The 25,569-nt window shown below is 71.5% G+C and carries 21 protein-coding genes and 1 pseudogene; 7 read left to right on the top strand and 15 right to left on the bottom strand.

Annotated elements, in window-relative coordinates; genetic code table 11:
• Positions 1-141 precede the first annotated feature (141 nt).
• The 4 genes from ACFYZ8_RS20815 to bldG form a co-directional block, all read right to left on the bottom strand.
• The gene (locus ACFYZ8_RS20815) at positions 142-741 is read right to left on the bottom strand and encodes a small secreted protein (protein ID WP_388537494.1); all 600 of its coding nucleotides are present in this window, start codon (positions 739-741) and stop codon (positions 142-144) included.
• A gap of 215 nt (positions 742-956) precedes the next feature.
• Positions 957-3,365: a sodium-translocating pyrophosphatase gene (locus ACFYZ8_RS20820; protein ID WP_359030645.1), complete on the bottom strand. Its 2,409-nt coding sequence runs from the start codon at positions 3,363-3,365 to the stop codon at positions 957-959.
• A gap of 287 nt (positions 3,366-3,652) precedes the next feature.
• Positions 3,653-4,090, bottom strand: coding sequence for an ATP-binding protein (locus tag ACFYZ8_RS20825; RefSeq protein ID WP_359030644.1), 438 nt, complete (start codon positions 4,088-4,090; stop codon positions 3,653-3,655).
• A 117-nt stretch (positions 4,091-4,207) separates the two neighbouring features.
• Positions 4,208-4,549 (bottom strand): anti-sigma factor antagonist BldG, encoded by a 342-nt coding sequence (gene bldG, locus ACFYZ8_RS20830; protein ID WP_006132569.1) that lies wholly within the window; start codon positions 4,547-4,549, stop codon positions 4,208-4,210.
• Between the two features lie 80 nt (positions 4,550-4,629).
• Between bldG and ACFYZ8_RS20835 the strand changes: the two genes are divergently transcribed.
• Positions 4,630-7,227: a DEAD/DEAH box helicase gene (locus ACFYZ8_RS20835; protein WP_388537496.1), complete on the top strand. Its 2,598-nt coding sequence runs from the start codon at positions 4,630-4,632 to the stop codon at positions 7,225-7,227.
• 40 nt (positions 7,228-7,267) lie between these two features.
• Here the strand turns inward: ACFYZ8_RS20835 and ACFYZ8_RS20840 are convergent.
• A pseudogene (locus ACFYZ8_RS20840) lies at positions 7,268-7,468 on the bottom strand (Rv3654c family TadE-like protein); the annotation flags it as partial.
• Between ACFYZ8_RS20840 and ACFYZ8_RS20845 the strand changes: the two are divergent.
• Entirely contained in the window at positions 7,370-7,612 is a 243-nt protein-coding gene (locus tag ACFYZ8_RS20845; RefSeq protein WP_359030856.1) for a hypothetical protein, read from the top strand. The pseudogene ACFYZ8_RS20840 and the gene ACFYZ8_RS20845 sit on opposite strands and share 99 nt — an antisense overlap.
• Before the next feature lie 38 nt (positions 7,613-7,650).
• On the opposite strand, the gene ACFYZ8_RS20850 is transcribed toward ACFYZ8_RS20845, so the two are convergent.
• The 6 genes from ACFYZ8_RS20850 to ssd all read right to left on the bottom strand — a co-directional run bounded on the left by ACFYZ8_RS20850 (position 7,651) and on the right by ssd (position 12,708).
• Positions 7,651-8,016, bottom strand: coding sequence for a TadE family type IV pilus minor pilin (locus ACFYZ8_RS20850; protein ID WP_388537498.1), 366 nt, complete (start codon positions 8,014-8,016; stop codon positions 7,651-7,653).
• Complete coding sequence (locus ACFYZ8_RS20855) at positions 8,003-8,224, bottom strand: DUF4244 domain-containing protein (protein ID WP_359030639.1); 222 nt, start codon at positions 8,222-8,224, stop codon at positions 8,003-8,005. The genes ACFYZ8_RS20850 and ACFYZ8_RS20855 overlap by 14 nt, the downstream gene beginning before the upstream one ends.
• Before the next feature lie 98 nt (positions 8,225-8,322).
• Complete coding sequence (locus ACFYZ8_RS20860) at positions 8,323-9,114, bottom strand: type II secretion system F family protein (RefSeq protein WP_388537499.1); 792 nt, start codon at positions 9,112-9,114, stop codon at positions 8,323-8,325.
• Complete coding sequence (locus ACFYZ8_RS20865; protein WP_388537501.1) at positions 9,111-10,217, bottom strand: type II secretion system F family protein; 1,107 nt, start codon at positions 10,215-10,217, stop codon at positions 9,111-9,113. The genes ACFYZ8_RS20860 and ACFYZ8_RS20865 overlap by 4 nt, the downstream gene beginning before the upstream one ends.
• 68 nt (positions 10,218-10,285) lie before the next feature.
• A complete protein-coding gene (locus ACFYZ8_RS20870) occupies positions 10,286-11,602 on the bottom strand; it encodes a TadA family conjugal transfer-associated ATPase (protein WP_388537502.1) in 1,317 nt (438 codons plus the stop codon).
• Positions 11,599-12,708, bottom strand: coding sequence for a septum site-determining protein Ssd (gene ssd, locus ACFYZ8_RS20875; protein ID WP_388537504.1), 1,110 nt, complete (start codon positions 12,706-12,708; stop codon positions 11,599-11,601). Before ssd ends, ACFYZ8_RS20870 begins: the two co-directional genes overlap by 4 nt.
• A 618-nt stretch (positions 12,709-13,326) precedes the next feature.
• Between ssd and ACFYZ8_RS20880 the strand changes: the two genes are divergently transcribed.
• Complete coding sequence (locus ACFYZ8_RS20880; RefSeq protein ID WP_388537506.1) at positions 13,327-14,160, top strand: HAD family hydrolase; 834 nt, start codon at positions 13,327-13,329, stop codon at positions 14,158-14,160.
• Between the two features lie 379 nt (positions 14,161-14,539).
• Here the strand turns inward: ACFYZ8_RS20880 and ACFYZ8_RS20885 are convergent, their stop codons facing one another.
• On the bottom strand, positions 14,540-15,364 hold the full coding sequence (locus ACFYZ8_RS20885) for an oxidoreductase (protein ID WP_359030634.1): 825 nt from the start codon (positions 15,362-15,364) through the stop codon (positions 14,540-14,542).
• 100 nt (positions 15,365-15,464) lie between these two features.
• Here ACFYZ8_RS20885 and ACFYZ8_RS20890 point away from each other — a divergent pair, with 100 nt between their 5' ends.
• Positions 15,465-16,445 carry an ATP-binding protein gene (locus ACFYZ8_RS20890; RefSeq protein ID WP_388537508.1) on the top strand — a complete coding sequence of 327 codons (981 nt, stop codon included), beginning with the start codon at positions 15,465-15,467 and terminating at the stop codon, positions 16,443-16,445.
• A 37-nt stretch (positions 16,446-16,482) separates the two neighbouring features.
• Here the strand turns inward: ACFYZ8_RS20890 and ACFYZ8_RS20895 are convergent, their stop codons facing one another.
• Positions 16,483-17,760, bottom strand: coding sequence for a hypothetical protein (locus ACFYZ8_RS20895; protein ID WP_359030632.1), 1,278 nt, complete (start codon positions 17,758-17,760; stop codon positions 16,483-16,485).
• A 296-nt stretch (positions 17,761-18,056) separates the two neighbouring features.
• On the opposite strand from ACFYZ8_RS20895, the gene ACFYZ8_RS20900 reads away from it, so the two are divergent.
• The gene (locus ACFYZ8_RS20900) at positions 18,057-20,528 is read left to right on the top strand and encodes a bifunctional SulP family inorganic anion transporter/carbonic anhydrase (RefSeq protein WP_388537509.1); all 2,472 of its coding nucleotides are present in this window, start codon (positions 18,057-18,059) and stop codon (positions 20,526-20,528) included.
• A 46-nt stretch (positions 20,529-20,574) separates the two neighbouring features.
• Here the strand turns inward: ACFYZ8_RS20900 and ACFYZ8_RS20905 are convergent, their stop codons facing one another.
• Positions 20,575-21,177, bottom strand: a complete 603-nt coding sequence (locus ACFYZ8_RS20905; protein WP_388537510.1) for a hypothetical protein — start codon at positions 21,175-21,177, stop codon at positions 20,575-20,577.
• Complete coding sequence (locus ACFYZ8_RS20910) at positions 21,174-21,779, bottom strand: RNA polymerase sigma factor (protein WP_388537512.1); 606 nt, start codon at positions 21,777-21,779, stop codon at positions 21,174-21,176. Before ACFYZ8_RS20910 ends, ACFYZ8_RS20905 begins: the two co-directional genes overlap by 4 nt.
• 237 nt (positions 21,780-22,016) lie before the next feature.
• Here ACFYZ8_RS20910 and acs point away from each other — a divergent pair, with 237 nt between their 5' ends.
• Together acs and nhaA are read left to right on the top strand one after the other, a co-directional pair.
• Entirely contained in the window at positions 22,017-23,975 is a 1,959-nt protein-coding gene (gene acs / locus ACFYZ8_RS20915; RefSeq protein ID WP_359030628.1) for an acetate--CoA ligase, read from the top strand.
• 165 nt (positions 23,976-24,140) lie between these two features.
• A complete protein-coding gene (nhaA, locus tag ACFYZ8_RS20920; protein WP_388537514.1) occupies positions 24,141-25,559 on the top strand; it encodes a Na+/H+ antiporter NhaA in 1,419 nt (472 codons plus the stop codon).
• Positions 25,560-25,569 lie beyond the last annotated feature (10 nt).

The following is a 25,569-nucleotide window of genomic DNA, read 5'->3' on the forward strand; positions in this document are numbered from 1 at the left end:
GAGCGACGCGGCTCACCAGCCCGCGCACCCCCAGCCATGCAGCCCGGCCGCAACCAGCCGTCCGACCCGCGCGCCCCCAGCCATCCAGCCCAGGCGCACCAGCCGTCCGGCCCGCGCCCCCGCCCCCGTCCCCGGATGACCTCAGCTGTCCGTCGCCGGCGCCGACGCCCCCGGCGAAGTCGACGCCTGCTTGCAACCCGGCTGCTCGGCCAGTGCCTGCTTGGTGTCGCCCGACTCCAGGTCCTTCAGCGCGCCGAGGGCGGTCTGGCGCTGCGTCTCCACCTTCTTCATCTCGGCGGACACGTCCTTCAGACCGGTCGCGAACTTCGCCTGGTCCTTGGTGTCGAGCTTGTCCACCTGCGTCTTCATGTCGGCGTACGACCCCGAGAGGGCCGTGAGCTGCTTGACGGCCTCCTGGAGCTTCTTCGCCCCGTCCTCGGCACCGGGAGGCGCCCCGGCGTTCTGGATGACCGTGGCACGCGCCTTGTAACCGTCGGAGAGGTCCTGGAAGGCCTGGGAGTCGGCCTTCTGGAGCTCCGCCGGGGTGCTCTCGGTGTCCTCGGCCGCCTTGGTGATCGCGTCGTAGGCCGCCGTGATCTTCTTGTTCTGGGCCGGCACCAGGTCACAGACCTTCTTGGCCCAGGCGTCGAGTTCCTTGTTGTCCTCGCTGCCACCGCATCCCGTCAGTGCCAGTACCAGTACCGCACCGCCGGACAGTGCGGCCGCGAGCTTCTTGTTCACCGGATCGGTCCCTTCCGTGGCCTCTCAGCCCCCGGACCTTACACAGGACCCGCACCGCACCCGCGAACCGAATGTTCCTTATAGACGCGTTTATGTTCATATACACCCAGCGAGAGAAGCCTCACGGCCGCGCGGCGCGCACGCACAGGGCGGGCGTGCGGCGCATGAACGCGCGCCGCCCGCCCGCCCCTTGAGCTGGGCCTGACGAGGAGGATCTACGAAACCACCGCGGGATCCGCCGACTTGGCCGCCTTCTTCTCGTTGCCTTCGTCACCCACGGCGATACCGCGCCGCTTGGAGACGTAGACCGCGCCGGCGATCACGAGGAACGCGAGGACGGCGATGAAGATCCGTACGCCGATGCTCTTGTCGTCGCCGTAACTGAACTTGATCACCGCCGGTGCGATCAGCAGCGCCACCAGGTTCATCACCTTCAGCAGCGGGTTGATCGCGGGGCCCGCGGTGTCCTTGAAGGGGTCACCGACCGTGTCACCGATCACGGTCGCGGCATGGGCCTCGCTGCCCTTGCCGCCGTAGTGACCGTCCTCGACGAGCTTCTTGGCGTTGTCCCAGGCACCGCCGGAGTTGGCCAGGAAGACCGCCATGAGGGTGCCCGCGCCGATCGCGCCCGCGAGGAACGAACCGAGCGCGCCGACCCCCAGCGTGAACCCGATGAAGATCGGCGCCATCACGGCGAGCAACCCGGGGGTGGTGAGTTCCCGCAGGGCGTCCCTCGTGCAGATGTCGACGACCTTGCCGTACTCGGGCTCCTCGCTGTAGTCCATGATCCCGGGATGGTCGCGGAACTGCCGCCGCACCTCGTAGACCACGGAGCCCGCCGACCTCGACACCGCGTTGATCGCCAGCCCCGAGAAGAGGAAGACGACCGCCGCGCCCGCGATCAGGCCGACGAGGTTGTTGGGCTGCGAGATGTCCATCATCAGGCTCATCGGCGCGCCCGGCCCGCTGAGCTTCTCGCCGACGTCCTGCGCGCCGGTCGTGATCGCGTCACGGTACGACCCGAAGAGCGCCGACGCCGCGAGGACCGCGGTGGCGATGGCGATGCCCTTGGTGATGGCCTTGGTGGTGTTGCCGACGGCGTCCAGGTTGGTGAGCACCTGCGCGCCCGCGCCCTCGACGTCGCCGGACATCTCGGCGATGCCCTGCGCGTTGTCGGAGACCGGCCCGAAGGTGTCCATGGCGACGATCACACCGACCGTGGTGAGCAGGCCGGTGCCCGCCAGCGCCACCGCGAACAGCGCCAGCATGATCGACGTACCGCCGAGCAGGAAGGCCCCGTAGACGCCGAGGCCGATGAGCAGGGCGGTGTAGACGGCCGACTCGAGACCGATCGAGATCCCGGCGAGGACGACGGTGGCGGGCCCCGTGAGCGAGGTCTTGCCGATGTCCTGGACCGGGCGGCGGTTGGTCTCGGTGAAGTAGCCGGTCAGCTGCTGGATGACGGCGGCGAGCAGGATGCCGATGGCCACGGCGACGACCGCGAGGATCCGCGGGTCGCCGTCCTTGCCCGAGATCGCCGTGTCGGTGACCCCGTCGAGGTCGGCGTACGTGCCGGGCAGGTAGACGAAGACGGCGACCGCCACCAGCACGAGCGAGATCACCGCGGAGATGAAGAACCCGCGGTTGATCGCGGACATGCCGCTGCGGTCGGAGCGGCGCGGGGCCACCGCGAAGATGCCGATCATCGCGGTGATCACGCCGATCGCCGGGACGAGCAGCGGGAAGGCGAGCCCGGCGTCACCGAAGGCCGCCTTGCCGAGGATCAGCGCGGCGACCAGCGTCACGGCGTACGACTCGAAGAGGTCGGCCGCCATGCCCGCGCAGTCGCCGACGTTGTCGCCCACGTTGTCGGCGATGGTCGCGGCGTTGCGCGGGTCGTCCTCCGGGATGCCCTGCTCGACCTTGCCGACCAGGTCGGCGCCGACGTCGGCGGCCTTGGTGAAGATGCCGCCGCCGACCCTCATGAACATCGCGATGAGCGCCGCGCCGAGACCGAAGCCCTCAAGGACCTTCGGCGCGTCGGCCGCGTACACCAGCACCACGCAGGAGGCTCCCAGCAGACCGAGCCCCACCGTGAACATGCCGACGACGCCGCCCGTACGGAAAGCGATCTTCATGGCCTTGTGGGAGACGGCGGTGAGATCCTTTTCCGGCTCGCCTTCCGCCGGAGTGGCTTCTCGCGCCGCCGCGGCCACGCGCACATTGCTGCGCACCGCGAGCCACATGCCGATATAGCCGGTGGCCGCCGAGAACGCCGCGCCGATCAAGAAGAACACGGATCGGCCTGCACGCTGATTCCAGTCGTCCGCGGGCAGCAGCATGAGCAGGAAGAACACGGCGACGGCGAATACGCCGAGCGTGCGCAGCTGGCGTGCCAGATAGGCGTTCGCGCCTTCCTGGATGGCCTTCGCGATCTTTTTCATGCTGTCGGTGCCCTCGTCGGCCGCGAGCACCTGACGTACCAGGACGCCTGCCACCACGAGCGCCGCCAGCGCGACGACCGCGATGACCGCGATCAGCACCCGGTTGTCGTCGGTGAGCACCGCGGCCGCGAGGGTTGTTGTGGGCTGGTCCAACTGATCAGGGGTAGAAAGCCCCGCCATTCGTCCTCCTTGACGCTTGGGCTGAGCTCAAGATGTGGACGGATTGTAGGTACCCCGCCCTGATCAAAACAGGGCGCGGTAAACGGAATTCGCCTTTACAGAACCTGAAAGCAGTAATGCCCCGGGGGCATTCATGACGGATTTCTAGATCGTGAACCAATTCACGACATGCATCGCGCCAGACCACTGTAGGCACAGAAAGCCCACGCCGACATGCGGAAGGGCCCCACCGGTATGGCGGGGCCCTTCCGCATGTCGAACAGAAATCTGATTCGAACGGGTGAAAATCAGGGAAGCACTGCGGCCGGCGGCGTGGTCGGCCAGGTCATACGGATCTGTCCGCCGTGCTCCCCTGCGGTGACCTCGACGTCGTCGACGAGGCCGCTGATGACCGCGAGGCCCATCTCGTCCTCCTCGGTCTCCACGTCGAGGTCCTCACCCGAAGCGCCCGGTGCCCGGTCACCCGGGGCCGAACGCGGCGCCTCGTCACCGACCTCGATGGAGAACTGCTTCTCCTCCTCGATCAGCAGCACCTTGACCGGCGCGGTGATGCCGCCGCTCTGGTGCAGTCCGACGGCACGGGTGCAGGCCTCGCCGACAGCGAGTCTGACCTCGTCCAGGACGGCCTCGTCCACTCCGGACCTGCGCGCCACCGCTGCCGCCACCAGTCGGGCGGTCCTGACGTGCTCGGGCAGCGCGCTGAAACGGAGTTCAACGGTGGCCATGCGTCCCCCTCGGAACTACGGGCGTGCTCTCGGGGGACCGGGCCGCCGAAAGCCCGGACCCCTCTTCTGCTTCTGTCGACGTCCTTCTGCCGATCCGGGCACGGGCCCGGGAACGGGTCAGTCGGTCGCCGCCACCGCTTCCTCGACCGAGGTGTGGATCGGGAACACCTTGGTGAGGCCGGTGATACGGAAGATCTTGAGAATGCGCTCCTGGTTGCAGACCAGGCGCAGTGAGCCCTCATGGGCACGCACACGCTTCAGGCCGCCGACCAGCACGCCGAGACCGGTGGAGTCGAGGAAGTCCACGCCCTCCATGTCGACGACAAGGTGGAAACTGCCGTCGTTCACCAGCTCGACCAGCTGCTCGCGCAGCTTGGGCGCGGTATATACGTCGATTTCGCCACCGACCCTGACGATCGTGCGATCGCCGACGGTCTCGGTCGACAGGGACAGGTCCACGGATCCTCCAGCACCTTGCTATCGAGCGGTCGCCCCTCGGGACACCTCGGCAGAGCCCCCGGGACGGTTCGCCAGCCGCGATGGCATTCAATCACTTACCGGCAGGCGTGCACGACGCCTTGGTCCCATTGTCCGTCACGCCAGTGACACACTCGGTGCCGATGGCCAAGAATCTCCGATCCGATCCACCCAAGACGGACGCCGGTTCCCGCCCTGCGCCGAGCACGGTCCTGGACCGGCTCGCCGCCGGGCCGAGCCGGGCTGCGCGCATCACTCATACGGAGCACTTGCCCCCACGTGCGGGTCGGCATGCCGTCTGGCCCGACCGGATCCGCCCGGAGGTCATCGCGGCCGTCCAGGCCTGTGGCATCGAGCACCCCTGGGCCCACCAGGCACGCGCGGCCGAACACGCCCTGGACGGCGAGTCGGTCGTCGTCGCCACCGGCACCGCCTCCGGCAAGTCCCTGGCGTACCTCGTGCCGGTCCTCTCCACGCTCCTGGACGGCTCCGAGGCCCCGAACGGCCGCGGCGCCACCACGCTCTACCTGTCCCCCACGAAAGCCCTGGCGGCGGACCAGTGCCGCTCGGTGAAGGAACTTTCACAACCGCTGGCCAATTCGGTGCGCCCCGCGGTCTACGACGGCGACACGCCGTTCGAGGAACGCGAGTGGATCCGCCAGTACGCCAACTACGTGCTGACCAACCCGGACATGCTGCACCGCGGGATACTCCCGTCCCACTCCCGCTGGTCCTCCTTCCTGAAGGCGCTCAAGTACGTCGTCATCGACGAGTGCCACACCTACCGGGGCGTGTTCGGCTCCCACGTCGCCCAGGTACTGCGCCGCCTGCGCCGCCTCTGCGCCCGCTACGGCTCCTCCCCCGTCTTCCTGCTGGCCTCCGCGACCGCCGCCGAGCCGTCGGTCGCCGCCCGCCGCCTCACCGGCCTCCCGGTGGTCGAGGTCGCCGACGACGCCTCACCGCGCGGCGAACTGGTGTTTGCCCTCTGGGAACCCCCGCTCACCGAGATGCAGGGCGAGAAGGGCGCACCGGTCCGCCGTACGGCCACGGCGGAGACGGCCGACCTCCTCACCGACCTCGCCGTGCAGGGCGTGCGCTCGGTCGCCTTCGTGCGCTCCCGGCGCGGCGCCGAGCTGATCTCCGTGATCGCCCAGGAACGGCTGGCCGAGGTCGACCGCACCCTGGCCCGCCGCGTGGCGGCGTACCGCGGCGGCTATCTCCCGGAGGAGCGCCGCGCCCTGGAACAGGCCCTCCACTCGGGAGAACTGCTGGGCCTGGCCGCCACCACGGCTCTCGAACTGGGCATCGACGTCTCGGGCCTGGACGCCGTACTGATCTCCGGCTACCCCGGCACGCGCGCGTCCCTGTGGCAGCAGGCCGGCCGGGCCGGACGCGGGGGCCAGGGCGCCCTGGCGGTCCTGGTGGCCCGCGACGACCCCCTGGACACCTTCCTCGTCCACCACCCCGAGGCCCTCTTCGACCAGCCGGTGGAGTCCACGGTCCTCGACCCCGACAACCCGTACGTCCTCGCCCCGCACCTGTGCGCGGCCGCGGCGGAACTGCCCCTGGTCGACCAGGACATGGAGCTGTTCGGCCCGGCCTGCGCGGACCTGCTCCCGCAGTTGGAGTCCGCGAAGCTCCTGCGCCGCCGCACCAAGGCCTGGCACTGGACCCGCCGCGAGTCGGCCGCCGACCTGGCCGACATCCGCGGGGAGGGCGGCCGCCCCATCCAGATCGTCGAGTCCGGCACGGGCCGCCTCCTCGGCACGGTCGACGCGGGCTCCGCCCACACCGCCGTCCACGAGGGCGCGGTCCACCTCCACCAGGGCCGCACCTATCTCGTCCGCTCCCTGGACCTGGAGGACTCGGTCGCCCTGGTCGAGGAGGCGAACCCGTCCTACTCGACGGTCGCCCGCGACACGACGGCCATCTCCGTCCTGGAGACGGACGTCGAAGTCCCCTGGGGCGAGGGCCGGTTGTGCTACGGCTCCGTCGAGGTCACCAACCAGGTTGTCTCCTTCCTCCGCAGACGCCTCATCACCGGTGAAGTACTGGGCGAGACGAAACTCGACCTCCCTCCTCGTACGCTCCGCACGCGCGCGGTGTGGTGGACCGTCACCGAGAACCAGCTCGACGAGGCCCGGATCAACCCGGAGATCCTCGGCGGCGCCCTGCACGCCGCGGAACACGCCTCCATCGGCCTCCTCCCGCTCTTCGCGACCTGCGACCGCTGGGACATCGGCGGCGTGTCGATCCCGCTGCACCCCGACACGCTCCTCCCCACGGTCTTCGTCTACGACGGCCACCCGGGCGGCGCGGGCTTCGCGGAGCGCGCCTTCCACACCGCCCACGCCTGGCTCACCGCCACCCGCCAGGCCATCGCCTCCTGCGAGTGCGACGCCGGCTGCCCTTCCTGCATCCAGTCCCCCAAGTGCGGCAACGGCAACGACCCGTTGCACAAGAGGGGGGCGGTGCGGCTCCTCACGGTGCTGCTGCGGGGGGCGCCGGAGGAGGTGCTCTCCGAGGGGCGGGAGGGCGCCCCTGGAGGAGCGGCGCCCGGGCTTCAGGAGGAGCGAGGGCCGGCGGAATCGGAGCCGTCCTCGGCAGCAGCGGAGCCGTCCCCGACGGAACCGGCCCCGCGGGTCCCGCCCGTGCCCTGATCTCCGCCGTGAACGGCCCCCGTCCCGAGGCCGCCGTCACGTCCGAGACCTCGCCGACCATCGCGCACCGCACCAGCCGCGTCCCCTGGTCCCGCGCCACCTCCTCGGCCCGGGCGCAGGCCACCGCGGACCCGTCGGCCCAGTGGTCCGCTGCCGCGAGCGCCGCGAGATCCGCGCCGCCGGCCGCCCGATGCCGTACGACGACGGCCTGCCCGAGAGCCAGCACGAACCCGGACACCACGCACAGCACCGCGATGGCACCGACACTCCAGACGGTGGCGGAACCGCGGTCCGAACGGCCGGCGGCGGCATGGCCACCCGCGAACCGGACGACAACGCGACGGACGCCGGCGAACCACTCACCGCCGGACCACCCACGTACTGACCGCGCATCGGTGACCGCGTGCTGGGAAGCCACGCCGCTCACCCCCCTTCCCCCACCGTCGCCTCCACCAGGGCCACGGCCTCCTCCCGCACCTCGAAGGGCAGGCCGTGCAGCGCGGGTGGTTTCGCCACGACCACGACACGGACCCGGTCGCCCTCCCGGGCGACCGTCACCTCCGCGTCGCGCGGGGCCGTGTCCCGGACCACCCGCACGACCGCCTCGTCGGGGTCCTCGCGGGCCGCCGCGCGGGCACCCGTCCTGGCCGCGTCCACGCACTGGATCTGCGCGGCCACCACGAGCAGCCCCCACACCAGCGCCATCGCGAACATCACCAGCACGGGCAGCACCATGGCCGACTCCGCCGTCACGAACCCCTGGTCCGCCGCCCGTTCACGCCTTCGCATCGAGCGCCCGTTTCACGATGGCCTGCAGTTCCGAGGTGACGGTCCCGCTCGTCACCACCTTGTAGAGCACCACCGCGAAGGCCACCGCCGCGACGATCCCCATCGCGTACTCGGAGGTGACCATCCCCTCGTCCCCGCGCATCGACCGCGCCCGGCACACCGTCCTGCACACCAGGGCCCGCATCCGTGCCCGTACCGCCTTGTACATCTCAACCCCCGTAAGGATCAGTCCTGTTGATTACCGTCTGACTGCTCGTCGGACCACTCGTCCGTCTGCTCGTACGCCTGCTCACCGACCGCCCGCCGTCATCGGCCACCCCCTCCCAGCACTCCGCCCGCGAGCCCGACCACGATCGGCAGCACGCCCACGGCGATGAAGGCGGGCAGGAAACACAGCCCCACCGGCGCGGTGACCAGTACGGCGGCCTTGCGTGCCCGTGCCGTCGCGGCGCGCCCCCAGTCGGCGCGGGCGTCCGCCGCGAGTCCGGCGACCGGTCCGGCCGCGGGCAGCCCGGTCACATCGGCGCGTTCCAGCAGCCTGGCCAGCGCACCGGCGCCCGGTGTGGCGGCGAGTCTTCGCCAGGCCTCGCCCGGTTCGCCGCCGAGCCGTACCTCCGCCGCCCCGCGCGCGAGTGCCTCTCCCACGGGCCCGCCCAGCGCCTCGCCCACGGCCTGTGCCGCGATCACCGGTCCTGCGCCCGCCGCGATACAGGCGGCCAGCAGGTCGGCGGCGAGCGGCAGTTGCCGGGCCGCCTCGCGCGCGTCGGCCTCCCCGGCGCCCACGTCGGCGGGCCGCCGGAGCCGCCACCGCCACAGCCCCGTCGCGACGACCAGCCCCACCACGACTCCGGCGACTCCGCCGACCAGTGCCCACCCCGCACACCCGACGCCGAGTACGGGCAGCCACCGCCGCACCAACTCCCGGCCCCCGAACAGCGGGCGGCCCGCGTCTGTGTCCTCCACGGCGGCCAGCAACTCTCCGAGCCGCCGTCGCACCGTCCGCTCACGCCGCACTGCCGCGGCCCACCGGGCGAGCCAGGCGACCACCATCGCGGCCCCCAGAACTTCCCCCAGCCTGTGGACAACTTCCGCACTCATACCGCCTCAGCCCCCCGCACGATCCGCGTCGCCCACCACATCCCGAGGCCCTCCAGCAGTCCGCCGACCAGCAGACAGCCCCACCCGGTCCCGGTGTGCAGGAGGACGTGCAGCGGATCGGCGCCGAGGGCCGCACCGAGGGCCAGTCCCAGCACCGGCAACGCGGCGAGCATCCATGCCGTGGACCGCGCCCCCGCCAACTGGGCGCGCAGTTCGGCCCGTTGGTCCCGCTCGGCCCGCAACGCCCCTTCGAGCCGCTCGAGCCCGGCCGCGAGCCCCGCGCCCTGGTCCACGGCCACCCGCCAGCACGCGGCAAGCCCCAACAGCCCCTCGGCCCCGGGCCTCCGGGCCGCCGCCGCGAGCGCCGCAGGAACATCCCCACCGAACCGGGCCGCCGCCAACAGGGCGGCCTGCGTCTCCCCGAGCCCGCCGAACGGCGGCGCTCCGAAAACAGACCCACCGGAGCCGACCCCACCGAACGCCGACCCACCGGAACCCCACCCGCGGGAGCCGGCCCCACCGAACGCCGGCGCACCAGACCCGGGCCCACCCGAGGTGCCCCGCCCGCCTCTCATCCCTCCGGGACCGGCCCCGGCCCTCGACGTCCCCCGGGCCGAGGGCTTCGCCCCACCGCCGACCGCGACCCCCGCCTCCTCGAAGTCCCGCACCCCCCGCACCAGCGCCTCCCCCGGCTGCCGCCCCGCACGTACCTCCCCGGCGACCACCGCGCACAGCGCGATCACCGCGTCCGCCCGCCGCTCACGCACCCGACGCTCCTCCCGGGCCAGCCGCACCCGCCGCAGCAACGGCACCCCGGCCGCCCCCGCGGCGACCGGCAGCACCGAGGCCCCCAGCACGGCGAGCACCAGCCCGCCGGCCGCCGCCCACCACTCGAACCCCAGCCGCCCACGGACCCGCCGCAGCTCCCCCGTCAGCCGTCGCCACGGCGGAGGCCCGACTCCCACCACCCCGCCGCCCGCCAGCAGCACCTGCGCCCGCCGCATCCCGGAACGCCGCCCGCCCCACAGCCACACGGCCGCCCCCAGGCACCCCATGGCCGCACTCATCGACGCCACCGACATCTCCCCCATCCCGATCACCACGTCCTCTCACCGTCCGCGCCGTCCAGCAGCCGTCCAGCAGCCCTCCAGTCCCTCCCGGCCCACCCGCGTCATCCGCCCTCCCCCGACAACCCCCGCGTCCCGCCCCCGAGCAGCTCCCGCAGCCGCTCCCACCCCCGCTCGTACGCGAAGGCCTCCGCTCCCCACCGCAGCGCCGGCACCGTCCGCACCAGCCCGGTGGAGTCGCGCTCCAGCACCCGCACCTCGGCGATCCGGCGCCGCCCGGTCCGGTCGCGCACGAGATGCAGTACGACCGACAGCGCGGCCGCCAACTGGCTGTGCAGCGCGGCCCGGTCCAGCCCGGCCGCCGTGCCCAGCGCCTCCAGGCGGGCCGGTACGTCGGCCGCCGCGTTGGCGTGCACGGTCCCGCACCCGCCCTCATGGCCCGTGTTCAACGCGGCCAGCAAATGCACTACTTCAGGTCCCCGCACCTCACCCACGACGAGCCGGTCAGGCCGCATCCGCAGTGCCTGTCGCACCAGGTCCTCGAGCGTGACGAGCCCTGCGCCCTCCTGGTTGGCGGGTCTCGTCTCCAGCCGGACGACGTGCGGGTGGTCCGGCCTGAGCTCCGCCGAGTCCTCCGCGAGCACGATCCGCTCGCCCGGCCCGACGAGCCCCAGCAGGGCGCTCAGCAGCGTCGTCTTCCCGGTGCCGGTGCCGCCGCTGATGAGGAAGGACAGCCGCGCGTCGAGCAGCGCCCGCAGCACCCGGTCCCCGCCCGGCGGGACCGTACCGGCCGCGACCAGCTCGTCCAGCGTGAACGCGCGCGGCCGTACGACCCGCAGAGACAGACAGGCGCAGCCGACGGCGACCGGAGGGAGCACCGCGTGCAGCCGCGTCCCGTCGGGCAGCCGGGCGTCCACCCAGGGCCGCGCGTCGTCGAGGCGCCGCCCCGCCACCGCGGCGAGCCGCTGCGCGAGCCGTCGTACGGCGGCGGCGTCGGGGAAGGCGACGGCGGTCAGTTCGAGTCCGCCGCCCCGGTCCACCCAGACCCGGTCCGGCGCCGACACGAGGACGTCCGTCACCGACGGGTCGGCGAGCAGCGGTTCCAGGGGCCCGCTGCCGACCAGTTCGGACCGCAACCGCTCGGCCGCGCCCAGCACTTCCGCGTCCCCGAGGACCCGCCCCTGCTCCCGCAGCGCCTGCGCCACCCGCGCGGGCGTCGGTTCGGCCCCGCTCTCGGCCAGCCACTGCCGTACGCCGTCCAGCAGCCCGGGAGCCATGTCCGCGCCGGGCGCCGAGGCCGCCGCAGGAACATCCGCCGAGGAGGCCCGAGCTTCACCGGCCACCGGATCACCGGCCCACGCCCCCTCCACAGACCCGCCGCCGACGCCGTCCACCCGTGCGCCCCCTGAGAACACCCTCATGCCGCTCCCGCCCCCGTCTCCGCCAACGCCCGCTCCCAGAACTCCTTGCAGAACCGCGCCAGCGGCCCCCGTACGGCGGCCCCCGGCGGTGACCCGCTGCCCTGTGGCCGCCGGAGCGCCGACTCGACCGGGACCTCGCCCACCAGGGGCAGTCCCAGCAGGCGGGCCACTTCCCGGTCGTCGAGGCCGGGGGCGTACGGGCCGCGCACCGCCACCCGCAGGTCACGCAGGACCATGCCGACCGCCGAGGCCACGCGGCCGGCCGCGGCGACGGCGCGCAGCTCGGCGGGGACCACGAGAATGCCGAGATCGAGCTGGGCGAGGGCCTCGGCGACGCCGTCGTCGAGGCGGCGGGGCAGGTCGACGACGACGGTGCCGCCCCGCCGCCTGGCCGCGGCGAGCACCGCCCGCACGGCTTGGGGCGGGACTGCGATGCGGTCGCCGCGGTCCCAGCTCAGGACCCGCAGCGAGTGCAGCCGCGGCAGCGACTCCTCCAGGGCGCCGCCGCCGACCCGCCCGCGCGAGGCGGCGAACGCGGGCCAGCGCAGTCCCTCGGTGCTCTCGCCGCCGAGGAGCACGTCGAGTCCGCCGCCCAGCGGATCGGCGTCCACCAGGAGCGTGCGCAGGCCCTCACGCGCGGAGGTGACGGCGAGGGCGCACGCGAGCGTGGACGCTCCGGCCCCGCCGCGGCCGCCGATGACGCCGACGGTGAGGGCGGGGCGGCCGACGCCCTCGGTGACGTCGGCGATCCGGTCGACCAGCCACTGCTCGCCGTCGGGCAGCATCAGGACGTGGTCGGCGCCGATCTCGACGGCCCGCTTCCACACCCCGGGGTCGTCCTGGTCCCGGCCCACGAGCACCACTCCGCGCCTGCGGGCGGCCCCGCGCACCCGCTGTGCCGCGTCGTCGCCGACCAGGATGAGCGGGGCGGCCTGCCAGCTGCCTCTGGGCTCCGGCACCCCGTGATGGACCTCGGCCTTCGCCCCGGCCGCCGCGCACAGGCGCAGCAGGTCGTCGAGCAGGTCCTCGTCCTCCGTGACGATCAACGGTTGTCCCGGCCGCCCTCCGGCGGTGGGCTGTCCCTCGTGTGTGACGGCTGCGGTCACTGGTCTCCATCCCCCTTCGCCGCGCCGCGCGAGGCCTCCTCGGGGCCCGCGCGGCGCCTCTCTCGCGCGGCCCCTTCGGCCCCGCGATTCCCAGACATGTGAAGAACCGGCAACCGGTCTCCATATGAGCGGCCGATACGAACCGGCCAAACACACCCGACTAACCAGAACCGGCCATGAAGTCGGCCGGAGCGGGACGTCTGGGAATCACGGTGCGGCGAACCCGGAAATCGTGTGGATCTTGGTCGATAACTGTGGACAACTCAGCGGTTGTGAATATCGCCGTCACCCATACCGGTGAGCCCGGTGCCCCCTGTGTACGACTTCCGCAGCGCAGCGCGACGACTACGCACCGTGACGAATCATGGACATGCAGAAGGGGCGACCGAAGCCGCCTCGAAACGGTCACAGAACCGCGCAAGAAAGGGGAAAACCCGCCAGGACATGCGACGACCCCCACCGGGGGGGAGAGTGGGGGTCGTCTTCACGGCCGACTCGGGGGGGGAGGAGCCGGACCGCGTTAGCACGGTCGCGAACGATCCGTGACTTCCATGGTGTACCCGAGAGCCCTCTCAGGCAAACCCACGCGCCTCACCTTACGCCGAATGGGCTGCGCCTATGCTCGGGGTCGTGGAAAACCACTCCTTGCCCCGCACAGCCGCCTTCTTCGACCTGGACAAGACGGTCATTGCGAAGTCGAGCACACTCACGTTCAGCAAGTCGTTCTACCAAGGCGGCCTGATCAACCGCAGGGCCGCCTTGCGGACCGCATATGCCCAGTTCGTCTTCCTCGTCGGTGGTATGGACCATGACCAGATGGAGCGCACCCGCGAGTACCTCTCCGCACTGGTGCGCGGCTGGAACGTCCAGCACGTCAAGGAGATCGTGGCCGAGACCCTCCACGACCTGATCGACCCGATCATCTACGACGAGGCCGCCTCCCTCATCGAGGAGCACCACACCGCCGGCCGGGACGTCGTCATCGTGTCCACGTCCGGCGCCGAGGTGGTCGAGCCGATCGGCGAACTCCTGGGCGCCGACCGGGTGGTGGCGACCCGCATGGTCGTGGGCGAGGACGGCTGCTTCACCGGCGAGGTGGAGTACTACGCGTACGGCCCGACGAAGGCCGAGGCGATCAAGGAGCTGGCCGAGTCCGAGGGGTACGACCTGGAACGCTGCTACGCCTACAGCGACTCGGCGACCGATCTGCCGATGCTTCAGGCCGTGGGCCGTCCGCACGCGGTCAACCCGGACCGGGCCCTGCGCCGCGAGGCCCTCGCGCGCGGATGGCCGATTCTCGATTTCCACCGGCCGGTCCGGCTCAAGCAACGGCTGCCCGGATTCGCCGTGCCGCCCCGTCCGGCGCTCGTCGCGGTCGCCGCGATAGGAGCGGCAGCCGCGACGGCGGGACTCGTCTGGTACGCGAATCGGCGGCGGGCGACCGTGGCCTGAGGGGATTCCCCCCGCTTGGCGATCCGCTTGGCAGATTCCGCCTACTTGGCGCCCATTTGAGGATAAAAGTAAAGAACGGCGGCCAGGGGTTCCGCTTGCCCGGGTCCAGGAGTACAAAGGGGTTAACGGCCCGCGAGACCAAGGACATCCGAGAGGATCACCTTAAAAACGCATTTGGCCCCACGGACCGAGCATGGACACCGAGCACCCACGCGACGTCGACCCGTCGATTACGGGCCAGCCGCACCAGGTGACGGGCAAAGTTCCCGACCTGATGGGCAACATATCGAGGACGCTTGGTAACCCGGTGAACATGCCAGCGGCGGTACGAGTCCTCGTACCGCCGCAACTCTGTTCCAGGGGGTTCCGTACCGCCCCGCTACGCCGCCCCGCGCTGGAGCGCCTCGCACACCGCCGTCGACTCGCGCGCGCCCAGTTCGATCGCGCGCCCGCAGTGGGCGATCCATGCGGCCATGCCCTCGGGAGTGCCGGAGACGTAGCCGTCGAGCGCCGCCAGATAGGCCGCGCGGCCCAGTTCGGCGTGACCGACCTCCGCCGGGCAGACCGACTTCGGGTCGAGGCCGCTGCCGACCAGGACGATCCGCGCGGCGGCGCGCGCGACCAGGCCGTTGTGGGAGACGAAGGGCCTCAGGGCGAGGAGTTCGCCCTGTACGACGGCGGCCGTGACCAGGGCGGGGGCCGAACTGCCCGCGATGATCAGCTCGGACAGGCCCTCCAGCCGGCCGGAGACCTCGGCCGCGTCCGGCAGGGGCAGTTCGATGAGCGGCTCGTCGACCCTCTCGCCGGCCTGGCGGGGCCGTCCGATCTCGTCCCCGTCGGTCGCCGCGGCGACCAGATGCAGCCGGGCCAGCACCCGCAGGGGTGACTGCCGCCAGATGGACAGCAGTTGGCCGGCCTCGGCGGTCAGCCTGAGGGCCGCGCCCATGACCCGCGCCTCGTCGTCGACGCCGAAGTCCGAACGCCTGCGGACCTCTTCGAGGGCCCAGTCCGCGCCGGACAGCGCGGCCGAGCCGCGGGCGCCGCGCAGGGCGGCCTCGGAGGTGATCTCGTTGCTGCGGCGCCGCATGACACGGTGCCCGTAGACCCGGTCCACGGACTTGCGCACGGACTCCACGGACTCGGCCACCCCGGGCAGCGAGCCCAGGGCCGCCAGCGGATCGGCGTTCGCGCCTGTCGTACTCATGAGTACGACCCTACGCAACCCGGCCCCGCCCCCTCGATGGAGTGGTCTTCTTCACACACCTATGCCACCTACAGTTATCACGCGACTACTCTTCGTGAACATGAAAATTGCTTTCGTCGGAAAGGGCGGCAGCGGCAAGACCACCCTGTCCTCCCTGTTCATCCGCCACCTCGCGGCCACCGGAGCCCCGGTGATCGCCGTCGACGCCGACATCAACCAGCACCTGGGTCCGGCACTCGGCCTGGACGAGGCGCAGGCGGCCGCACTGCCCGCCCTGGGCGAGCACCTGCCGCTGATCAAGGAGTACCTGCGCGGCGCCAATCCCCGGATCGCCTCGGCCACGGAGATGATCAAGACCACCCCGCCCGGCGAGGGCTCACGGCTGCTGCGGGTGCGTGAGGACAATCCGGTCTACGACGCCTGCGCCCGGCCGGTGGAACTCGACGGCGACGTGGTCCGTTTGATGGTCACCGGCCCCTTCACGGAAGCCGACCTGGGGGTCGCCTGCTACCACTCCAAGACGGGAGCGGTGGAGCTGTGCCTGAACCACCTGGTGGACGGGCCGGGCGAGTACGTCGTGGTGGACATGACGGCGGGCTCGGACTCCTTCGCCTCCGGCATGTTCACCCGCTTCGACATCACGTTCCTCGTCGCCGAGCCGACCCGTAAGGGGGTCTCCGTCTATCGCCAGTACAAGGAGTACGCCCGCGACTTCGGTGTCGTCCTGAAGGTCGTCGGCAACAAGGTGCAGGGCCAGGACGACCTCGACTTCCTCCGCGCCGAAGTCGGGGACGACCTGCTGGTGGCGGTCGGGCACTCCGACTGGGTGCGGGCCCTGGAGAAGGGCCGGCCGCCCCGGTTCGCGCTCCTGGAGGACGTCAACCGCCGCGCCCTGCACCGGTTGCGGGCGGCCGCCGACGCGACGTACGACCTGCGCGACGCGGAGCGTTACACCCAGCAGATGGTGCACTTCCATCTGAAGAACGCCCAGGCCTGGGGCAACGAGCGCACGGGGGCCGACCTGGCGGCGCAGATCGACCCCTCGTTCGTCCTCGGTGAGAGCGCGGTGGCGGCCGTCTGAGGACGACCGCCGCGCTACTGCTTCCTGGCTGCGGGGGCTACTGCTTCCGGGCCGCCGGCGCCCCCGGTACGCCCTTCGGTGCCGGGGCGGGCCGGTCGGAGAGGAAGGCCTGCCAGCCCTGCTTCGGCGCCTCGCCGACCCCCAGAGCGCGCAGCTTCTCCAGGGTGTCCGGGTCCTGGGCGTCCAGCCAGTCGGAGAGCTGCCGGAAGGAGACACAGCGCACGTCGGGCTTGTTGCAGACCTGCTCGATGGTCTCCTTGACGGCGCGCATGTAGGTGCCGCCGTTCCAGGACTCGAAGTGGTTGCCGATGATCAGGGGCGCGCGGTTGCCGTTATAGGCCCGGTCGAAGCCCTTGAGCAGGCCCTCGCGCATCTGGTCGCCCCAGAACGCGTACTTGCTCGGGTCGCCCTGGGTCCTGGTGCCGGACTGGTTGACCATGAAGTTGTAGTCCATGGTGAGCTGCTCGTAGGAGTGTCCGGGGAAGGGCACGAGCTGCATCGACAGGTCCCACAGGCCCTGCTTCTTCTTCGGCCACAGCTGCTCGTTGACCCCGCTGGTGTCGTAGCGGAAGCCCAGCTCGCGGGCGGCGCGCATGAAGTTCTTCTGGCCCTCCAGGCAGGGGGTGCGGGCGCCGACGAGCTCCTTGTCGTAATCGAAGGGCAGCGGGGACGCCTTCGTCATCCCGGTGTTGGTCTTCCAGGACTTCACGAACTTCTTGGCCTGGGCGATCTCGTCCTTCCAGTCCGCGACCGACCACTGGCCGACCCCGCCGTTGCTGCCGCAGAAGTGGCCGTTGAAGTGGGTGCCGATCTCGTTGCCCTCCAGCCACGCGAGGCGCAACTGCTTGACGGTGTCGGCGATGCCCTGCTCGTCGTTGAAGCCGATGTCGGAGCGGCCCGGGGAGTGCTGCGGCGGCTTGTACTCGTCGCGCTTGTCCTCCGGCAGCATGTACACGCCGCTCAGGAAGTACGTCATCGTCGCGTGGTTCGCCTTGGCGACCTCACGGAAGCGGGAGAACAGCTTCTGGCTGTCCTCGCCTGCGCCGTCCCAGGAGAACACGACGAACTGCGGGGGCTTCTGGCCGGGCTTGAGGCGTTCGGCTCTGGGCAGGTGCGGCTGCGCACCGGTGTACGCGGTGGAGCCGTCGCCGATCAGGCGGAACACCTTCTTGGGCGGGGCCGCGGCGGGCTTTTGCTTCTGCGGGCCCGCGGCTCCTCCCTCAGTGACGTCGGTGCCGGTCGCGCAACCGGCGAGCGAGGCGGCGCAGACCGCGGCGACCACGGCTCCCGCGGCAATCCTGTGGGTGGCGGCCATGTTCCGCCCACCTTCTTCCTTCTCTCGGGGCAACGACAGCGCCGTCAAGGTCGCATGGAGCCGAGAAGGAATTAATACGACAAGCCGATGAAATTGCCACTTCACCCATTCAGGTGAGTCATTCACCCTTTTGCCCGGAAAGTCTATGCCTGGCCTTTACTCTGCATTACGATCCATTTACCGAGCGTTGATTCATCCCGCCGCTGCACGCCGTGACCCACGGCCGCGACCCGAGCCCCGCCATCGACGGGGACCACCTGTTCCGCGACCGCGCTGCCCCGGAGGAGACGGGAAAAATGTCAGCCTGTGTTCCCACCCGCGCCACCGACCCGAGCGACTCGCACGACACGAGTCGCGTCCACCCACCCCACAGCCCCCCGCCGGCCCCGCCCCGCCGCTTGCGTGTCGCGGGCGCCGACGTGTCGGCCTCCATCGCGGTCTTCCTGATCGCCCTGCCCCTCTCCCTGGGCATCGCCCTCGCCACCGGTGCACCTCTTCAGGCGGGCCTCGTGGCCGCCGCCGTCGGAGGGATCGTCGCCGGCCGGCTCGGCGGCTGCCCGCTCCAGGTCAGTGGCCCCGCCGCCGGCCTCACCGTGGTCACCGCCGACCTGATCCACCGCTACGGCTGGCGGACCACCTGCGCCATCACCGTGCTGGCCGGAGTGGCCCAACTCGGCCTCGGCTGCCTGCGCGTGGCCCGCACCGCGCTCGCCGTCAGCCCGGCGATCGTGCACGGCATGCTCGCCGGCATCGGTGTCACCATCGCCGTAGCCCAACTGCACATCGTCCTCGGCGGCACCCCGCAGAGCTCCGTCCTGGACAACCTCCGCGCGCTGCCCGCCCAGTTGGCGAACCTCCAGCCCGCCGCCGTGTCGGTGAGCGCGCTGGCCCTGACGCTGCTCTTCCTGTGGCCGCGCGTCCCCGGCCGGGCAGGACAGCTCCTGCGCCGGATCCCGGCCGCGCTCGTGGCCGTCGCCGGAGCCACCGCCGCCGCCTGCCTCGCCGGGCTGACCGTGCCCAAGGTCGATCTGCCGTCCTGGAGCAGCCACGCCCTGGCCGGACTCCCCGAGGGCCCCGTGCTGGGCCTTGTCGCCGCCGTGCTCACCACCACGCTGGTGTGCAGCGTGCAGTCGCTGCTCGGTGCGGTCGCCGTGGACAAGCTGGTGTCGGGCCGCCCCGACCTGATCGCCGCGAGCACCGGCCCGGCCCGGGACACCCGGCTCGGCCGCTCCGACCTGGACCGCGAACTGCTCGGGCAGGGCGCCGCCAACATCGTCTCCGGCGCCCTCGGCGGACTGCCCGTCGCGGGTGTGGCGGTGCGCAGTTCGGCGAACGTGCAGGCGGGCGCCGTCAGCCGGAACTCCACGATGCTGCACGGCGTTCTCGTAGTGATCGCCGCACTGCTGATGGTCCCCCTCCTCGAATTCATCCCGCTCGCCTCGCTCGCCGCGCTGGTGATGGCCGTCGGCATCCAGATGGTGTCCCTGCACCACATCCGTACGGTGACCCGCCACCGAGAAGTCCTGGTCTACGCCGTCACCACCCTCGGCGTGGTCGTGTTCGGCGTCCTGGAGGGCGTGACGCTGGGGATCGCCGTCGCCGTCGGGGTCGCCCTGCACCGCCTCACCCGCACCCGGATCACGCACGACGAGAGGGAAGGAGTCCATCACGTCCACGTACGAGGGCAGTTGACGTTCCTCGCGGTGCCCCGGCTCAGTCGGGCCCTGCACCTCGTCCCGCAGGGGGCGGACGTCGTCGTGGAGCTGGACGGGTCGTTCATGGACCACGCGGCGTACGAGTCCTTGCAGCACTGGCAGAAGACGCACACCGCACAGGGCGGTTCCGTCGAGCTGACCGGGCGCAGTCCGGGGACGCGCATCGCCGAGCCGTCCGATTCCGCCGACTGCCGCTGCCGCCCCTGGACGGCCTGGCGCAACCACCAGTGCGAGCGCCCGCTTCCCGGCCCGGACGCCTCGGACACCGGTGCGCACGGCGGGAGCGGCAGACCGGACGGGTCGAGCAGGTCGAGTGGCTCCGGCAGCCCCCTGGGCGCCCCGGGTTCCAGCGGGCGTGAACTGGCGCGTGGCATCAGCGCGTTCCAGCGCAACACCGCGCCGATCGTACGGGGCGAGCTGGCCCGGCTGGCGCGCGAGGGACAGCAGCCGGACCAGCTCTTCCTCACCTGCGCCGACTCGCGGCTGGTCACCTCGATGATCACCTCCAGTGGTCCGGGCGACCTCTTCGTGGTGCGCAATGTGGGCAACCTCGTCCCTCCCCCGGCTGACGCCGGGAGGTGCCCCCAGCCCGGCGAGGAGAGCGGGGACGACTCGGTGGCGGCCGCGATCGAGTACGCGGTGGACGTGCTGAAGGTGCGCTCCATCACCGTGTGCGGACACTCCGGCTGCGGGGCCATGCAGGCACTGCTCAACTCCGAGCCGGGCGGCGCCCGGACCCCGCTGAAGCGGTGGCTGCGGCACGGCCTGCCCAGCCTGGAGCGGATGGCCGACCCCGCCCGGCCCTGGACCGGGCTCGCCGGGCGGGCCCCCGCCGACGCGGTCGAGCAGCTCTGTCTGACCAACGTGGTGCAGCAGTTGGAGCATCTGCGGGCGCACGAGTCGGTGGCCCGGGCGCTGCGGGAGGGGGAGTTGGAGCTGCACGGGATGTACTTCCATGTGGGCGAGGCGCAGTCGTATCTGCTCACCGAGGCGTCCGGCGCGGAGGTGTTCGACCTTGTGAGCGACGCGGAGAGCCTGCGCAGCCCCGCGTAGCCGAACCCCTGGGCGCGCCGACGCACCGGCGCGCCCAGCCGCCTGCTCAGCGGGGACCGGACGTCTCCGCCGGGCCGGTCCCCGGGGCGGGGACCGGCCGGCACGGGGCGACCTCACCGCGGACGAAGACGTAGCCGGTGACCGGCTGGAAACCCCCGTCGGGCCGGCGCTGCCCCAGCTTCTCGAGGACCAGGGAGTCCCCGCGCCGCAGGTCGAACACCCAACTGGGGCCCTCGCCCGGATCGGAGCGGCTCGGGGCCTCCTTCCCCCGGGGCTGGGTGCACTCGTAGCCGTTCGGCACGTCGTCCACGACCACGTGGATGCCGTTCTCCTTGAGCCGTGCGACGAGTCCGTCCGGCAGGGTGCCGCCGAGGCCGAAGTCGTTCATGGTGACCGTCACGCTCCCGTCCGGGTGCGACACCACGGCGTAGGCCGGGCCCTCGGCCGGGGAGCCCGGCATCAGCACCCAGACGCCCGCGACAACGGCGCAGGTCAGGGCGACGAGGCCGAGTCTCGGCGCGGTGAGGGCCGGGAGACGGCGGCGCCACCGGGGCGCCGGCGCCGCCTTCGTGGGGTCGGCCGCGCGCAGGTCGATCTCACGGCGCAGTTCCGCCAGCAGCCGGTCCTCGAATGTCGTCCTGGTGGTCATGCCTCTCCCCCGGTTCCTCCGTTGACGTATGACAAAGATGTGCCGCGCGGTCCGTCGGTGGGCCCGCCCGCCGCCCCGCGCAGCGACTTGCGCGCCCGGTGCAGCCGTACGCGGGCCGTGACCTGGGTGACGCCCAGTGCGGCGGCGGCCTCGGACACCGTCAGCTGGTCGACGGCGACCAGTTCCAGGACGGCTCTCTCCCCCGCGGGGAGCCGTTCCAGTGCGGCCAGGGCGCGGCGGCCCGGGCTCTCCGCGTCGAGCTTGTCCTCCAGGCGGGCGATGTCGTCGGGCTCCAGCAACCGCCGTCCCGAGATGCGCCGGTCGCGGTCGGTCTCGCGGGCGGCCCGCCGGCGCTCCCCCGCGACGATGTTGCGCGCGATGCCGTACAGCCAGGCCCGTTCGCTGCCCCGGGAGGGACGGTAGGTGTGGGCGGAGTCCAGGACGGCCAGGAAGGTCTCGGCCGTCAGGTCGGCGACCGTGTGCGGGTCCGCGACACGCCGGGCCACGAAGGAGGTCATCGCGTCCACATGGCGCCGGTAGAACTCCTCGAAGAGCTGTGGGTCGCGAGCCGCCGCCCGCGGTCCGCCCCGTATCCCGTCCACTCGGACTCCCCTCACCAGATGTCTCGACGGCGCTTCACCCGTACTTGGTCGGGAGTGTGAAAGGCGTTACAAGTGGTGAACTCTGCCTGGTCGGCGTACGTGGGTACGAATGACCAAGGCCGAGGGACTCGGCCCCCACAGGTCTAAACCAATTGAAGGTCGACCCTTGTCATCGCACCCCCGGTCTGATGAGCTGTGGCCTGGGACACAACGGACACCCTGGGAAAGGCAGATGCCGTGAGCAACGAAAGCCTGGCCAACCTGCTCAAGGAAGAGCGCAGGTTCGCGCCACCCGCCGACCTGGCGGCGAACGCCAACGTCACGGCGGAGGCGTATGAGCAGGCCAAGGCTGACCGGCTGGGTTTCTGGGCCGCGCAGGCCCGCCGGCTGAGCTGGGCCAAGGAGCCGACCGAGACGCTGGACTGGTCGAACCCGCCGTTCGCCAAGTGGTTCAAGGACGGCGAGCTCAATGTGGCGTACAACTGCGTCGACCGGCATGTCGAGGCGGGCAACGGCGACCGGGTCGCCATCCACTTCGAGGGCGAGCCCGGCGACAGCCGCGCGATCACCTACGCCGAGCTCAAGGACGAGGTCTCCAAGGCCGCGAACGCCCTGCTGGAACTGGGGGTCCAAAAGGGCGACCGGGTCGCCGTCTACATGCCGATGATCCCCGAGACCGCCGTCGCGATGCTCGCGTGCGCCCGGATCGGCGCCGCGCACTCCGTGGTCTTCGGCGGTTTCTCCGCGGACGCGCTCGCCACCCGTATCCAGGACGCCGACGCGAAGGTGGTCATCACCACCGACGGCGGCTGGCGGCGCGGCAAGCCCTCCGCGCTCAAGCCCGCCGTCGACGAGGCGGTCGGCAAGGTGGACAACGTCGAGCACGTGCTGGTCGTCCGCCGTACCGGCCAGGAGGTCGCCTGGGACGACAGCCGGGACGTGTGGTGGCACGAGATCGTCGAGCGGCAGTCGGCCGAGCACACCCCCGAGGCCTTCAACGCCGAGCAGCCGCTGTTCATCCTCTACACGTCCGGCACGACGGGTAAGCCCAAGGGCATCCTGCACACCTCCGGCGGCTACCTCACCCAGACCGCCTACACCCACCACGCCGTCTTCGACCTCAAGCCGGAGACCGACGTCTACTGGTGCACGGCCGACGTCGGCTGGGTCACCGGGCACTCGTACATCGTCTACGGCCCGCTCGCCAACGGCGCCACCCAGGTCATGTACGAGGGCACCCCGGACACCCCGCACCAGGGCCGCTTCTGGGAGATCGTCCAGAAGTACGGGGTGACGATCCTGTACACGGCGCCCACCGCCATCCGTACGTTCATGAAGTGGGGCGACGACATCCCCGCGAAGTTCGACCTGTCCAGCCTGCGCGTCCTGGGCTCGGTCGGTGAGCCGATCAACCCCGAGGCGTGGATCTGGTACCGCAAGCACATCGGTGCCGACAAGACGCCGATCGTGGACACCTGGTGGCAGACCGAGACCGGCGCGATGATGATCTCCCCGCTGCCGGGTGTCACCGCCACCAAGCCCGGTTCCGCGCAGACCCCGCTGCCCGGCATCTCCGCGACCGTGGTGGACGACGAGGCCAACGAGGTCCCCGACGGCGGGGGCGGCTACCTCGTGCTCACCGAGCCGTGGCCGTCGATGCTGCGCACCATCTGGGGCGACGACCAGCGCTTCCTCGACACCTACTGGTCGCGCTTCGAGGGCAGGTACTTCGCCGGTGACGGCGCGAAGAAGGACGACGACGGCGACATCTGGCTGCTGGGCCGCGTCGACGACGTCATGCTGGTCTCCGGGCACAACATCTCGACCACCGAGGTGGAGTCGGCGCTCGTCTCGCACCCGTCGGTCGCCGAGGCGGCCGTGGTCGGCGCCGCCGACGAGACGACCGGGCAGGCCATCGTCGCCTTCGTGATCCTGCGCGGCACGGCGAACGCCGAGGACGAGGGCCTCGTCGCCGACCTGCGCAACCACGTCGGCGCCACCCTCGGCCCGATCGCCAAGCCCAAGCGGATCCTGCCGGTGCAGGAACTGCCGAAGACCCGCTCCGGCAAGATCATGCGCCGACTGCTGCGGGACGTCGCCGAGAACCGCCAGCTCGGTGACGTGACCACGCTGACGGACTCCACGGTCATGGACCTCATCCAGGCCAAGCTGCCGGCCGCGCCCAGCGAGGACTGACGTACTCCTGAAAAACTGAGGTACTCCTGAAGAGGGCGCCCGGCACGCAAGCGCGCCGGGCGCCCCTTTTAGGTAAACTAAACAAAGCAGCGTGACCCTCAAGGTGTGCCGGGAAGTCTGGTCGGCAAGCAGCACTGCCGTGCCCACCGACCGGAGGTCCCCCCGATGCCCGCGCCCACTCGTAAGGTCCTCGGACGCCTCTCCCTCCCCGAGCGGACCTTCGTCGCGGACGCCCTGCGGACCGAGACGGTCGGCGGTGTGCTGCTGCTCGTCGCCGCGGTCGCCGCGCTGATCTGGGCGAACGTCCCCGCACTGCACGACAGCTACGAGAGCGTCAGCCACTTCCACCTGGGTCCCGCGTCCCTCGGACTCGACCTGTCGATCGAGCACTGGGCCGCCGACGGACTCCTCGCGGTCTTCTTCTTCGTGGCCGGCATCGAACTCAAACGCGAACTCGTCGCCGGCGATCTGAAGGACCCCAGGGCGGCCGCGCTGCCCGTGGTCGCGGCCCTGTGCGGCATGGCCGTACCGGCGCTCGTCTACACCCTCACCAACCTCACCGGCCACGGCTCCCTGTCCGGCTGGGCCGTGCCCACCGCCACCGACATCGCCTTCGCGCTCGCCGTGCTCGCCGTCATCGGCACCTGGCTGCCGAGCGCGCTGCGCGCCTTCCTGCTCACCCTCGCCGTCGTCGACGACCTCTTCGCGATCCTGATCATCGCGGTGTTCTTCACCGCCGACATCGACTTCGCCGCACTCGGCGGCGCCGCCCTCGGCCTCGCGGTCTTCTGGCTGCTGCTGCGCAAGGGCGTGCGCGGGTGGTACGTCTACGTCCCGCTCGCACTGGTGATCTGGGCGCTGATGTACAACAGCGGGGTGCACGCCACCATCGCGGGCGTCGCGATGGGCCTGATGCTGCGCTGCACCCGGCAGGAGGACGAGAAGTGCTCCCCGGGCGAGCGGATCGAACATCTCGTACGGCCGCTCTCGGCGGGCCTGGCCGTCCCGCTGTTCGCCCTCTTCAGCGCGGGTGTCTCCGTTTCGGGCGGCGCGATCGCCGACGTCTTCACCCAGCCGGAGACGCTCGGCGTGGTGCTCGGGCTGGTCGTCGGCAAGGCGGTCGGCATCTTCGGCGGGACCTGGCTGACCGCGCGTTTCACGCGGGCCTCGCTCAGCGACGACCTCGAGTGGGCCGACGTGTTCGCGGTGGCGACCTTGGCGGGCATCGGCTTCACCGTGTCGCTGCTCATCGGGGAGCTCGCCTTCGCCGGCGACGCCACGCTGACCGACGAGGTCAAGGCCGCCGTACTCCTCGGCTCGCTCACCGCGGCCACCCTCGCGACCGTGCTGCTGAAGCTGCGCAACGCCAAGTACCGCAAGCTGTACGAGGCCGAGGAGCGCGACGAGGATCTGGACGGCATTCCGGACGTCTACGAGGAGGACGACCCGGCCTACCACCTGCGGATGGCGGCGATCTACGACCGCAAGGCGGCCGAGCACCGCCGGATCGCCGAGCTCAAGACCGCCGAGCGGCTTGCCGAAGTGACGGGCGGGGCAGGCGAGGAGGACGACCGTCGGGCATGATCTGACGGGA

Source organism: Streptomyces sp. NPDC001668, assembly GCF_042893155.1.
Lineage (GTDB): Bacteria > Actinomycetota > Actinomycetes > Streptomycetales > Streptomycetaceae > Streptomyces.